This is a genomic window from Chryseobacterium indologenes (assembly GCA_016025055.1).
GTDB lineage: Bacteria > Bacteroidota > Bacteroidia > Flavobacteriales > Weeksellaceae > Chryseobacterium > Chryseobacterium indologenes.
Genome location: CP065590.1, coordinates 2,967,732 through 2,981,893 on the forward strand (window position 1 = coordinate 2,967,732; position 14,162 = coordinate 2,981,893).

General features: G+C 38.3%; 7 protein-coding genes and 2 pseudogenes. 6 read left to right on the forward strand and 3 right to left on the reverse strand.

The window, feature by feature from the left end; genetic code table 11:
• Nucleotides 1-185: 185 nt before the first annotated feature.
• Both H3Z85_13690 and H3Z85_13695 read right to left on the reverse strand, forming a co-directional pair.
• Nucleotides 186-860 (reverse strand): SIMPL domain-containing protein, encoded by a 675-nt coding sequence (locus tag H3Z85_13690; protein QPQ50511.1) that lies wholly within the window; start codon nucleotides 858-860, stop codon nucleotides 186-188.
• Nucleotides 861-1,030: 170 nt separating this feature from the next.
• Complete coding sequence (locus H3Z85_13695; protein QPQ50512.1) at nucleotides 1,031-2,785, reverse strand: amidohydrolase family protein; 1,755 nt, start codon at nucleotides 2,783-2,785, stop codon at nucleotides 1,031-1,033.
• A gap of 81 nt (nucleotides 2,786-2,866) precedes the next feature.
• Here H3Z85_13695 and H3Z85_13700 point away from each other — a divergent pair.
• From H3Z85_13700 to H3Z85_13710, 3 genes and pseudogenes are all read left to right on the forward strand, one after another.
• A pseudogene (locus H3Z85_13700) lies at nucleotides 2,867-4,740 on the forward strand (histidine kinase).
• Nucleotides 4,741-4,797: 57 nt separating this feature from the next.
• Nucleotides 4,798-5,532, forward strand: a complete 735-nt coding sequence (locus tag H3Z85_13705; protein ID QPQ50513.1) for a response regulator transcription factor — start codon at nucleotides 4,798-4,800, stop codon at nucleotides 5,530-5,532.
• 75 nt (nucleotides 5,533-5,607) lie between these two features.
• A complete protein-coding gene (locus H3Z85_13710) occupies nucleotides 5,608-6,150 on the forward strand; it encodes a lipocalin family protein (protein ID QPQ50514.1) in 543 nt (180 codons plus the stop codon).
• 358 nt (nucleotides 6,151-6,508) lie between these two features.
• On the opposite strand, the gene H3Z85_13715 is transcribed toward H3Z85_13710, so the two are convergent.
• Nucleotides 6,509-6,982, reverse strand: coding sequence for a hypothetical protein (locus tag H3Z85_13715; GenBank protein ID QPQ50515.1), 474 nt, complete (start codon nucleotides 6,980-6,982; stop codon nucleotides 6,509-6,511).
• Between the two features lie 114 nt (nucleotides 6,983-7,096).
• Between H3Z85_13715 and H3Z85_13720 the strand changes: the two genes are divergently transcribed.
• The 3 genes and pseudogenes from H3Z85_13720 to H3Z85_13730 all read left to right on the forward strand — a co-directional run bounded on the left by H3Z85_13720 (nucleotide 7,097) and on the right by H3Z85_13730 (nucleotide 14,115).
• Nucleotides 7,097-8,347 (forward strand): CinA family nicotinamide mononucleotide deamidase-related protein, encoded by a 1,251-nt coding sequence (locus H3Z85_13720; GenBank protein QPQ50516.1) that lies wholly within the window; start codon nucleotides 7,097-7,099, stop codon nucleotides 8,345-8,347.
• An 88-nt stretch (nucleotides 8,348-8,435) separates the two neighbouring features.
• Nucleotides 8,436-11,833 (forward strand): annotated as a pseudogene (locus H3Z85_13725) (glycosyltransferase).
• A gap of 224 nt (nucleotides 11,834-12,057) precedes the next feature.
• Nucleotides 12,058-14,115, forward strand: coding sequence for a M13 family metallopeptidase (locus H3Z85_13730; GenBank protein ID QPQ50517.1), 2,058 nt, complete (start codon nucleotides 12,058-12,060; stop codon nucleotides 14,113-14,115).
• The last annotated feature ends 47 nt before the right edge of the window (nucleotides 14,116-14,162 follow it).

The window sequence follows — 14,162 nt, forward strand, 5'->3', positions numbered from 1 at the left end:
ACAAATACACGAACGATAAAAATCTATTATAATCTATGTGTCTATGTGGTAAAATATAAACCACATAGGCACATAGACAATCAGAATAACTTAAAATACACTGATTGGTTAAAGCTAATTGTACTGTCGTTGCTAAATAATAAAAAGCTGCCACACAATGTGACAGCCTTTGCTAAGTTTCTATTTTAAAGGATTTCGTATCTCGTTTTGATGCTGTATTTAAGCTTGATATTTTCGATATTGTCAAACGAATAATCTAGCGGAGCATCTGCCATTTCCATTTGCACATTGGCCATTCTGCCTTTGTAAGCGAAAGGGATGATAATATCGCTGGTATAATCTTCTATTTCTACAATTTCAAGAGCACTTCCCGTTTTTTTACCCATGCTTTCCAACAGGTAGTCTGCCTTTTCTTTGGCGGCTTTCAAAGCATTGATTTTGACTGCTTTTCTAAAGTCTGCAATTTTTGTGCTTTTTACCTCAGCAATATTCAGGCTGCTTACCCATTTCTGGTTAAGGTCTTCAAAGATCTTACTGATGTTTGCCTTTTTACCAATCTTAAACTGATAGTTTTTACTGAATTTCGCCGTTTTGGAGTAGATATTTTGATACATAGATTTAAACTTGATATCTTCATTCTTCACTCCGGCACTTTTTAAGGTCTCAAATAATTTCTTTTCATTATCTGCCAGATCATTTTTATTATCTGCCTTTATTCCGATGCTGAATATGATTTCATCAGGTTCTACTTCCATTTCGGCAACGCCTGTTACTTCAATGCCATTTTTCTTTACTTCCTGTGCGCTTGCAAAGCTTCCCAAAGTTAAGATTCCGATCAATAAAAAATGTTTCAATTTCATAATTTCTTGTTTTTAAATTTTAAATTCTGAAGTAAAATTAGTCAGTTCTGAAACCAAAAACCGGGAGACTTGGTGAAACTGACTTTTCACTTGGTGAATGACTACGAAAAAAGCAACCTGTAGAAGATTGCTTTAAAAAATGGAATATGGAATGTAAAATGAATCGTTATTTAATGAAGAAAGTACACCTTTGATATCTTATCATTTTTGATTTCATAGATGGCTGTAGCTTCTACTTTTTGACCGGGTCTCATTCCTGAAACACTTTCCTTATCTATGACCGTATTGCTATTGATGATCCTTTGTCTGATCTCACAATGCAGATCAGGTGCTTTTTTGAAAAGATTGTCATAGGTTTTTCTCATCCCTTCCTTTCCTTTGCTTACCAATGTGTTGGGAAAGTTGTAGATTTCTACATCTTCAGCGTACGGTTCAAGGAAGGCTTCTAAATTTCTTTCGTTATAGCCGTTTACCTGTTGTTGTACCAATACCTCGGGCGTTATTTTTAAAATTGTATGGGGATCCATGGGTAGCCCATTCTTTATTACGGTATCTATTTGGGTAAGGTGATTCAGATTCTCAATAGGATTAGCATTCAGGAGAACCATGTCTGCCACCTTTCCGGTTTCGATACTTCCATACTGACTGTCTTTATTCAGGATTTTTACAGGATTGATCGTTGCTGACTGTAAAATCTGCCAGTTGTCCATTCCGCTTGCTTTCATCATATTAAGTTCTTCCATAAAAGAAGAAGCGTGCTGGGTGCCGATATTTCCGGCGTCCGTACCTGCAGCAATAATCACTCCGCCATCCGTTAGTTTTTTCAGGTTAATTTTTCTGATAGAATCTACCTTGGAAACATAGGCTTTGATCTGAGGTGAGTTGAATCTTGTTTTATATTTTTTAATCCATGTCGAATCTGAAGTGTCCTGCAGATGTTTCAGGTCGGAAATCGAGCCTACACTTTTCGGATTGGAGTTTTCCAGCTCATAGGTATTGTAATGTTTTTTCTGACCATAGGTATCATAATAATTGTCTGATACAGTCATCGTAGGACAAACAATCACTTTTTTAGATTTTAAAAGCTTAACGAAATCATCGGAAACCACCTCATCTTCAATATTGTGAACAAGATAATCGGCTCCGTTTAAAACAGCTGTCTGCGCAGTAAAACGTTCCGTAGCATGCACAGCGACCTTTAAATTGTTCTTGTGAGCTTCATCAATAGCAGCTTTGACAACCGGCTCCAGCTTTTTGGCTTCTCCCTCTTTTTTCTGAGCTTCCCCCAGTACGATATACCATATTTTAATAAAGTCTGGTTTATAAGGAAGCTGTTCCTGAACATATTTCCTTGCATCTTCAGTGGTCAGAGTCAGTTTAAAAGGTTCATCCTTTCCGAGATTTTTGAAAGCATCAGGCTCATATGTTGTAATAAGCGGACCGGACATATAAACGGATGGCAGGTTTTCTTTCTTTTTCAAAGAATCTCTGAGCTTTAGAAAGTTGTAAGTAGCTCCGGGATCAATCACAGAAGTTATACCCGACCGAAGATAATAGTGAAGGAAATTTTCCATATTCTGATGACCCCAGTCGATTTCCTCCTGATAAGGAACATGCTTTTTTAGATTAAGCGCATCAGGCCTGGTGTACAGACCGCCACTCTGAAAAAAGTGAATGTGGGAATCCGTCATTCCGGGGATAAGGTATTTTCCCTGACCATTGATCACCTGCGAGTTTTGAGGAATTTTAACCTGTTTACCGGGCTTTACAGCTGTAATAGTGCCATTGGTGATGATGACCGTTTGGGAAGGCAGCATCTTTTTATGGATGACATCCGCAACGGTTACATTTTGAATATAAGTTTGTGCCTTCATGCTGCTCATGCAGAAAAAGACCGCCACAATGATAAGTTGGAATTTTTTCATGATGTCTATTAGATGAAGTAAAAATACAAATATTATTACAAGCAATATTTAATTACCTGTTGATGTTTAAGTGACCTTATTATGAAAGACTTGGTGAAAGGAGGTTTTGACTTGGTAAAGAATGAAAGAAGATCGCTAAAGTTTTACTTACTTTGCAGTAAAGATCCGAAATCCGTGAAATTGATTTTTAAATTACTATTTTTATTCATATTTGTCAGTGCCGCAATGGTGCAGGCACAGGATAGTACGCGGGTTACCCAGGCTCTTAAATCAGCCGCAAAACTGAAAAAAGCGGTAGATAAAAATGATAATAAAGGAGTAGCCGATGCCTATGTTGGCATGGCCAATGATTATTACAATCAGGGAAATTATGCCAAAAGTGAAGAGTTCCTGATCAAAGCTAAAAACCTCTATCAAAACCTTAACGATAAAAAAAATCTGGAAGCTGTCACCAGAAAACTGGCCCAGTCACAGGAAAAACAGAATAAAATAAGTCCTGCCATCAGCAATTACAGCATGGCTGCCCAAATGGGATATAGTGAAAAAAGCCGGACGGTGAATTCCAATGATGTGGCCAGGCTTTCTTCTCCCACTCCCGAGATGAAGGCTGAGGCCATTCAGAATAATATCAATCTCAGCAAAAAAGAAAACGTACAGGCCGAAGTAGCAGCTGGATACAGCCAATTGGCAGACGTGAATATTCAGCAAAAGGATGTTTCCAAAGCAGAAGAAAACCTTAATGCCGCTTACAGGATTTCAAAGAAAGAAGCTCCTCAGCAGGCCTTGGAAATCAATCAGAAGCTGGCGGATCTGTATGTGGAAAATAAAAAATTTGATAAGGCTATTGAAGCAAAAAGAAAGTGCTGAAAGAAGACTTTGTGAAAGAAAACTCACAGGAAAAAGTCAATCAGATTCAGGAGCTGGCAAATATTTATATTAAGAAAAATGATCCCGAGGAAGCGGTCAGTTTATTGAAAAATGCTTACGGCATTGCCCTGAATAAAGGACATACCATGGAAGCCCAGAAAAGTGTGAAAAAACTGGACAGTTTATATGCGATCTCAGGAAATACCGATGCTTCGGTTCATCTCTACAGGGATTTTCTTGGAAGATTGCCGGATCTGGTATCAAAAGACAGAAGCCTTGTCGACAATAAAATTCTTGCAGATACTGAAGAGAGGGTTTCGCAGCTGGAAAAAGAGAAAGAACTGAAGGATGAGCTGATCCGTAAGAAAAATGTTTTCAATTACGGATTAATAGGAGCTTTGGTATTGTTGACAGGACTTATTGTGATTATTTTCAGAACCCTGAAAAAAGTTCAGATTAAAAATAAAAAGATTGCCCTTCAGTCGCTTCGCCGCGAAATGAATCCACATTTTATATTCAACAGCCTGAATAGTGTCAATCATTTTATTGCCACGAATAATGAACTGGAGGCCAATCAGTATCTTACAAAATTTTCCAAGCTGATGCGTGGCGTGATGGAAAACTCCACAGAAGATTTTATCCCTTTCCAACAGGAACTGGATCTTCTTCAAAACTATCTTGCCCTGGAAAAAACACGTTTTGCAGATAAATTTGACTATGAAGTTGAGGTGGATGAAAACCTGAATATGCAAAACCTCCAGGTACCCGGAATGCTGGTGCAACCTTTCCTTGAAAATGCCATCTGGCACGGATTGCGTTACCGGACAGACAAGGGTTTTTTAAAACTCAATTTCGAAAAAGATGAATCTTTCCTGAAGGTAATTATTGAAGACAACGGCATAGGGATTGAAGAAAGTAAAAAGCAGAAAACTGCACATCAAAAGACCAGAGAGGGCAGAGGAATGAAAAATACCCTCGAAAGAATTCAGCTGCTGAATGATTTATATAAAAAAGAGATCACCTGCTCTGTAAAGGATAAAGAAAATAACGGTGGAGTTCTGGTAATAATTAAAATTAATCTGGGCTGAAATCAGTCAGATATCCTTAATTTGCAACCGTAATCTACCATTTAACACCTGATTCTGATGAAAATAAAAGCCGTCATTGTAGATGATGAAATAATGGCAAGAGAAGTACTGAGAAGCTATCTCACGAAATACTGCCCGCAAGTTGAACTGTTGGGAGAAGCAGAAAACATTAAAGAAGCAGTCCCGTTAATTACTGAAAAGCAGCCTCAGCTGGTATTTCTGGATGTAGAAATGCCTTTTGGGAATGCCTTTGACGTATTGGAAGCAACGAAAGATTTTTCCTATGAAACCATTTTCATTACTGCATTTTCACAATATTCTTTACAGGCCTTAAATAAATCTGCAAGTTATTATATCCTAAAACCTATCGATATCCAGGAATTGATACTTGCCGTCAATAAAGTTGCTGAAAGTCTGGAAAAGAAAGAAGAGCTGAACCGGAACAAAATTCTCCTTGAAAATCTGAAATTAAAGCCGGAAAAACAACAGCTTATTCTTCCCACTTTACAGGGTTTTGATGTCGTGAAAACTGAAGATATTGTCCGCCTGCAGGCAGATGGAAACTTTACGCAGGTATATCTGACTGATGGTTCCAAAAAGATGGTATGCCGTTTTTTGAAACATTTTGATGATTTGCTGGAAAACCCGTTTGTGAGAGTTCACCGTTCTCATATTATCAATACTACATTTGTGAAATCATACCATAAAAGTGGAACGGTAATGCTTGCTGATGATACTGAAATTGAAGTTTCAGGCAGCTTTAAGGATAATTTCCTGAAAGTTTTCTCCTAGAATTTATTGTTCCTTAACAGCCTAAAGGCATTATTTTTGACGGTTTTATCCTAACCATTACAAAATAATCAGGCTATGAAAACGGTTCACAAAATTATACTTCCCGTCTCTCTGGGAGCTTTGGCACTCATTGCTTTTAACTCATATTCGGTCGGAATTCCAAAAGGAGCTGTTGCTGTGAAGGGTTTTGATCTTAAAAAATATTTGGGAAGATGGTATGAAATCGCCCGATTCGATTACCGCTTCGAGAAAAATATGGATAATGTCACCGCTGAATATTCAGAAAACTCTAACGGAAGTGTGCGTGTCCTTAATAAAGGATATGATTACACCAAGAAGTTGTGGCAGGAATCTATTGGAGAAGCAAAATTCGTAAAAGATCCTAAGGAAGGCCGGCTCAAAGTTTCTTTTTTCAAACCCATCTGGGCAGGATATAATGTGATAGATATTGATGAAGACTATCAATATGCTCTTGTTGCCGGCAGCAGTCTTAAATATCTGTGGATTCTTTCCCGAACAACCACTATCCCTGAAAGTATCAGACAGCGTTTTTTAGAAAAAGCAAAAAGAATAGGTTATAAAACTGAAGACCTGATCTGGGTAAGACATAATCAATGAAACGAAAAAGTCTGAGAGAATAAAATAACAGAGTAATAAACTGACTTAGGAAGCAGTAGCGTTAATAAAATATAAAATAGAGATTGAATCCGTTAAAAAATTTCCACTGTCTGAGCATGGATGAGATTTTGAGTCGAAAAGAATCGTTGGATTCCATGCGAGTTTGGAAATTTTAGGAGTCAATCTTTATTTTTAGCGGATGATTCCAGTCTTGAATTTTTGTATACTTTTGTGTCAAGACAAAAGTATAAATAAGAAAAAAAAGTTCAATTTACATCCTTATACTCTATGTTTATATCCAATTTTTAATTTAGATAGGGATTAATCTAAATTTAGTTTTGAGTCTGATCTATTGCTTTTAACTTCCCACATACTCTTTCCATTCTTCAAAACGGTAATCAATGACCTGTTTCATCAGATCATAGTTTTCATACGTATCTTCGATATGATAAAAGGTGTCGTATTGGTAATCATTTTCTTCAGCTTTGGTATCAAAAAGATTGACATAATCATCCGCAAATGAGCTGTATTTATTTCCAAAATCAGTATCGTCGGCATAATAATCTTTTGCAAAACTGTTTCCCAGGTCACTTAAGTCAGATTCTGAGAATTTTCCGTCGCGTGATTCCATCACAAATTCTGCTCCTGTGATTTCCCTTCTTTTTACTTTTTCAATTTCTTCCGCACTATCTTCCTTTAACTCTTCAGAAATCAGATCATTATTGATACACCAGTTCAGGAACATCCCGGTGTGGGTAGCTCCGTTTTTCTGGGGAAGTCCTTCCGGAAAATCTCCGCCATAATGCCATGAAGCATCATCATATTTAGACATATTCTTTAATTATAGTTTTAAACAATTTTTGCCAAAAATAGAAAAAATCAATTTATATTGTCGGTCACAGAGAATTTTCCGTCATTTGTATCAGAATTTTTTCGAAAACAAAACATGGAAAACGCAGTTCTGATTACCATTGGCGACGAGATCCTTTCCGGAAATACAGTGGATACCAATTCCAACTTCATCGCTACCGAACTAAAAAATATAGGCATTAAAGTGAAGCAGATTTTCACAATCTCTGATGAAATTGAAACCATTAAAAATACTTTGCATGAGGCTTTTGAACTGGGAGATCTCGTGATCACTACAGGTGGACTGGGGCCAACAAGAGATGACAAAACAAAAAAAGCTTTAGCTGAATTTTTTGAAGATGAAATTGCTCTGGATGAGGTTACTTTTAATCACCTTAAAGATTATATGCAAAGACGCGGAAGAGCAGATATTCTGGAAAGAAACAGAGAGCAGGCTTTTGTTCCTACAAAATCCGTCGTTTTTCAAAACCACTTTGGTACCGCACCATGTATGATGATGGAGCAGAACGGAAAACTGTCTTTCAGCTTGCCCGGGGTTCCTTTTGAGGTAAAACCATTGATTAAAGATCAGATCGTTCCGTATTTACAGGAAAAATTCAGTCTTCAGTTTATCCATACCCGGATCGTTTCTGTGGTAGGTATTCCTGAAAGTATTCTTGCAGATATTATTGAGGACTGGGAACTGGCTCTTCCTGAAAATATAGCTTTGTCTTATCTGCCGGTTGGAACACGGGTGAAGTTAAGAATCACAGCATCCGGAGAAAGTGAAGACGCATTAAAAGAGCAGACTGAGAATGAAATACAAAAGTTGCTTCCCCTCATTGAGAAAAACGTGATTGCCATATCTGAAGACAAAATTGAAAATATTCTGGCAGAAATACTTACTGAAAGAAAACTGACGATTTCCACAGCAGAGAGCTGTACCGGAGGTGAGCTGGCCAAAATGATTACCTCTGTTTCCGGAAGCTCAAAATATTTCCTTGGAGGGATTGTTCCTTATGCTACAGAAAAGAAAATCAGGATTTTGAATGTTTCCGGAGAAACCGTAGATCGGTTTACCGTAGTGAGCGAGCAGGTTGCCCGGGAGATGGCAGAAGGTTGTCAGATATTGTTTGATACCGATATTTCCCTCTCTACAACAGGAGTGGCCGGCCCGGGAAAAGGAGAAGACGGAAAAGATATAGGAACAGTTTTTTACACGATAAAGATCAATGATGAAGAAGTAACCTCAAAATTATACATGCCCCATCTGGAAAGGACAGACTTTATGAATTTCGTTTCCCAGAAGGTGATTCAGGATCTGGTAGGCCTTTTGGTAAAGAGCTAGGAACCAGCGATTTTTTTTAATATTTTTTTAATGAATTTTAAGGTAGATTTTCACACTTTTTGAAAACATTCATTAAAATTTTAAAATCGTGGAAAATTCCAAACAGATTTTTCAGACCAACAGTAAGAAACGCTGGAAAAGCGTACAATGGGGGAGCCGCTTCTTTATTTTTGTAGGAGCTCTGCTATTTCTTGCTTTAGGGCTGATGATGACACTGGACAGAAGTCCGAAAATTCCTTTCAAGGAAGACTATAAAGCAGTGATTACTGCCAATAAACCTTATCTTCAGGAGAACAAAATTTCAAAAGAATATAAAGGCTTCAGAAGCTTTATTTCCGAAAAGACAATGCATACCAGTCTTGCTAAAATTGAAAAGGCAAGAGAAGAAAGATTTAAAAATCAAAACAGAAACTGGGCACAATTTCCCGGAGGAATCCGTTCTGCTTTTTATGTGGCATGGGATCCGCAATCGCTGATGTCTCTGAAAAGAAACATCAGGCATGTCAATCTGGTCTTTCCGGAATGGTTTTTTATTGATCCTAAAACCGGAGATCTGAAAACCAATGTAGATCCGGAAGGGTATAAAGTTATCAGAAGAACCGGTGTGGCAGCCATGCCCATGTTAAGTAACAACTTTGACCGGGAATTCCGTGCTGAGGGTTTAACCAAGGTACTTAATGACCCGAAACGAAGAACCAATCTGATTCAAAAAATTACACAGCAATGTAAAAAATACCGTTTCAAAGGAATCAATATCGACTTCGAGGACATGAATCTGGATTCTGATGAAAATCTGATAGCTTTTATGAAAGAACTTTCAGAAACCTTCAAACAGAACCAGCTGCTTGTTACCATGGATATTATGACGGATAATGATGATTATAATATTCCGGGATTAGATCCTTATGTGGATTATTTTGTACTGATGGCCTATGATGAGTATTCTCAGGGCAGTGATGCAGGACCGGTTTCTTCCCAAAAATGGATTGAAGCCCAGACAGGGAAAATGATAAAACAAACCTCACCCCAGAAGATTATTCTCGGTCTCGGTGCTTATGGTTACGACTGGAGTTCCAATAAAGATGACAATACTTCCGTTACTTACATGCAGGCAATTACCAAAGCCAGTGCCAGTAAAGCGGTTATTGATTTTAATGATAATACTTTTAATCTCAATTACTCTTATACCGATTCTAAAAATAATATGCACACGGTATTTTTCAATGACGCAGCCTCTGTCTTCAATACGATGCGTTTCTCATCGGAATATCCGTTGGCCGGAACCGCTCTCTGGAGATTGGGAAGTGAAGACAGCAGAGTGTGGAACTTTTATGATAAAGATCTTACGTTTGCAGGTCTCTCCAAACTTAATCTGAAAACACTGGAAAATGTAAAAGGCCAGACAATGGTCGATTACATTGGTGATGGTGAGGTTCTGGATGTACTGAATACGCCTCATGACGGAAAAATTGCCCTGGAAATTGACCCTAAAGAAAAGATCATTACCGATGAAAACTACGTTACTTACCCAAGCTCATATGAGGTGAAAAAATACGGAAGTGCTCCTCAAAAAGAACTGGTGCTTACATTTGATGACGGGCCGGATGAGACTTACACACCACAGGTATTGGATATATTGTCCAAATACCACGTTCCCGCAGCTTTCTTTCTTGTCGGATTAAATGCTGAAAAAAATCTTCCCCTGGTCAAAAGAATTTATCGTGAAGGCCATGAAATAGGAAACCACACATTCACCCATGAAAATGTTGCTAAAGTAAGTCCTGAAAGAGCTTTGCTGGAATTAAAATTAACCCGTCTGCTGATAGAATGTGTGACAGGCCACAGTACCATTCTTTTCAGAGCACCTTATAACGCAGATTCTGAGCCTACAACTTCAGAAGAAATTATTCCCGTAGCGCTGGCAAGACAACAGAATTATCTTGATATCGGGGAAAATATTGACCCCGAAGACTGGCAGCCGGGCATCAAAGCTGATGAAATTGTAAAACGTGTAATGGCCGGAATCAGACAGCAGAGAGGTAATATCATCCTGCTTCATGACGCAGGCGGAGATACCAGAGAAGAAACGGTGAAAGCTCTAAAGATTTTAATTCCGACACTGCAGAAACAAGGATATCATTTTACCAATCTTACAAATATTTTGCATAAAAGCAGAAGCGAGCTGATGCCTGAAGTTCCCAAAACAAAGTCTTATTACATCATGCAGCTGAATTTGGTTTTAGCCACAGCAATTTATGGAATCAGCCATTTCCTGGTTGCCCTGTTTACAATCTTTATCATCTTAGGATTGATCAGATTGTTGTTGATGGCGTACTGGGCTTTTAAAGAAAGAAAAAAGAGAAAAAACTCGGTGAGTTTCCGGTTCTGGAATCTTATCCGAAAGTCTCCATCATTGTACCGGCTTATAATGAAGAAGTAAACATTGTGTCTTCCCTCACCAATTTGTTGAAACAAACCTATCCTAATTTTAATATCATCATGGTAGATGACGGAAGTAAAGATTCAACCTATGATAAGGCAAGAGAAGCGTTTCCTGATCATCCGAAACTGGAAATTTTCACCAAAGCCAATGGCGGAAAGGCAACCGCGTTAAACTATGGTATATCACAGACTGATGCAGAATATGTCGTTTGTATTGATGCAGATACCAAACTGCAACAGGACGCGGTAAAATATCTGATCGCAAGATTTTTAAATGCAGGTCCGGAAGAAAAGATTGCCGCTGTGGCAGGAAATGTAAAAGTAGGAAACAGGGTCAACTGGCTTACAAAATGGCAGGCAATAGAATACACGACAAGTCAGAACTTTGACAGACTGGCTTACGCCAATATCAACGCGATCACTGTAATTCCGGGAGCGATAGGAGCTTTTAAAAAATCAGTGATCAGAGAAGTAGGAGGATATTCTTCAGATACATTGGCGGAAGATTGTGATATTACGGTAAAGATTTTAAAAGAAGGATATACCGTTGCCAATGAAAACAGGGCCATTGCAGTAACCGAAGCACCGGAAACGGCGAAACAATTCCTGAAACAACGTTTTCGTTGGACCTACGGAATCATGCAGATGTTCTGGAAACAGAGACAGACCTTCCTTAACCCCAGATATAAAGGATTGGGACTATGGGCCATGCCGAATATTTTATTATTCCAGTATATTATTCCATTCTTCTCGCCACTGGCAGACATTATAATGGTACTGGGAATTTTATCCGGAAACGGAGGCAAAATATTCACTTATTACCTTCTTTTCCTTGTAGTAGATGCTTCCTTAGCTTTAGTGGCATTTGTAATGCAAAGGGAAAAACTGAGTAATCTGCTGTACATTATTCCGCAGCGGTTCGGCTACAGATGGCTGATGTATATAGTACTGTTTAAAAGTTTAAGAAAAGCATTGAAAGGCGAAATGCAGTCCTGGGGATTCCTGAAACGAACAGGAAATGTGAAGGAGATAGCAGCTTCTTAGGGAGAGGCGGGAAGTTACCTACAATTGTTGTTTGAGTGAAATTTCCGTTCAGATGAATTGGGAAAAATAATTGGAGCATTCATTATTGATAACTTCCATTTTTCCCGCTCCTTCAGGCCTGGCATGTAGGTTTTTATGAAGTTGTGAGTTTGTGTTTAATTTTTTTTCACAAAAAAGTAACAAAAATGAAATAAATCATACATATTGTATAAATTGTTATCATAATGAAAAAATTAACGCTTTCTTTGTTTTTAATAGCAGGGATCTGCTCTCAAAATACCATGAGCGCACAAGCTAAAGCTGCAAAAGTAGCTGTGAATACTACGGATAAAGGCTTAGACCTTAGTTTGATGGACACTTCCGTTCGTCCACAGGATGATTTTTATAACTACGTAAGTGGAACATGGATGAAAACTGCCAAGATTCCATCTGATAAACCAACGTGGGGAAGTTTCAACAAATTGGCTGAGGATACGGATAACAATTCCATGACCATTCTGAATTCTCTTCTGAAAGATAAATTTGCTGACGGAAGTGAAGGTAAAAAAATCCAGGATCTCTATGCTTCCTATATGAATATGCAGAAGAGAAATGCTGACGGAATCAAGCCTATTCAGGAAAACCTGGGTAAAATCGATGCCATCAAAAATATGGCTGACCTTCAGAACTATCTTGCTTCTGTAACAAAAGAAGGAGAAAACAATTTCTACGGATGGGGCGTATATGCAGATTTGAAAAACTCTAATATGAATGCCGTTTATCTGGGAGAAGCTTCTCTGGGATTAGGAAGAGATTATTATCAGAAAGTCAATGATAAAAATACAGAAGCTATTGCTGAATATCAGAAATATGTAGCTTCTATGCTAACTGAATTAGGATACAAAAATGCAGATGCCGCAGCAAAAGGTATCGTAGACTATGAAAAAAGCATCGCAAAAACTTACCTGACTAACGAGCAAAGCCGTGACAATACGTTACAGTACAACCCTCAGACAATGGCTGAACTTTCAGCTTTGGTAAAAGGAGTTGATCTTCCTGCTTACCTTAAAAAAGTTGGAGTAAATACCGATAAAATTATCATCGGAGAATTAGGATACTATAAGAACTTTGATAAATTGGTAAATGCCCAGAATCTTCCTGTCATCAAGGATTACCTGAAATTCCATATGATCAACGGTAGTGCTTCTTATTTAAGTGAAAAACTTGGAGATATGAAATTTGCATTCTTCGGGAAATACTTAAGAGGTCAGCAGGAACAAAGAGCATTGAATAAGAGAGGTTTTGAACTCATCAACAGAAATCTTGGTGAAGCTTTCGGAAAATTATACGTTGAAAAATATTTCCCTGCAGAAGCTAAGGCTCAGATGGTAGAACTGATCGATTACTTAAAGAAAAGTTTCGCTGTTCACATCAACAACCTTGCATGGATGTCTTCTACTACAAAAGAAAAAGCAATGCAGAAGCTGAACAAGTTTACAGTGAAAGTAGCTTATCCGGACAAGTGGAAAGATTATTCAAAACTACAAATCACTCCTGAAGCGAAAGGAGGTACTCTATATCAGAACCTTCAGAACGTTGCTGAATGGCAGTACAACAAAGACCTTGCTAAAGTAGGAAAGCCGGTTGATAAAACAGAATGGGGAATGACTCCACAAACTGTAAACGCATATTATAACCCGGTATTTAACGAAATCGTATTTCCGGCAGCTATTCTTCAACCGCCGTTCTTCAACCCTAACGCCGATGCAGCTGTAAACTTCGGAGGAATCGGGGCTGTAATCGGTCACGAAATGAGCCACGGATTTGATGATTCAGGAGCTCAGTTTGATGCTGAAGGAAACCTGGTAGACTGGTGGACTCCTGAAGATAAAGCTAACTTCGAAAAAGCAACAAAAGCCCTGGCATCTCAGTATGATAAATATGAGCCTGTAAAAGGAACTTTTGTAAACGGTACATTCACAAACGGTGAGAATATTGCTGACTTAGGTGGGGTAAACATCGCTTACGACGCGCTTCAGATGTATCTGAAAGATAAAGGAAATCCAGGGAAAATCAGTGGATTTACTCAGGATCAGAGATTCTTCTTAAGCTGGGCAACCGTTTGGAGAACTTTATCAAGTGAAAAATATATGGTGAATCAGGTGAAGACTGACCCCCATTCTCCGGGATATTTCAGAAGCTTTGGTCCGCTCATCAACGTTGATGCTTTCTACAAAGCTTTCGACGTGAAAAAAGGAGACAAATTATACAAAGCACCGGAAGACAGAATCAAAATCTGGTAATAAAAATAGAAACCGTTCATCATTGGACGGTTTTTTTTATTCTTACT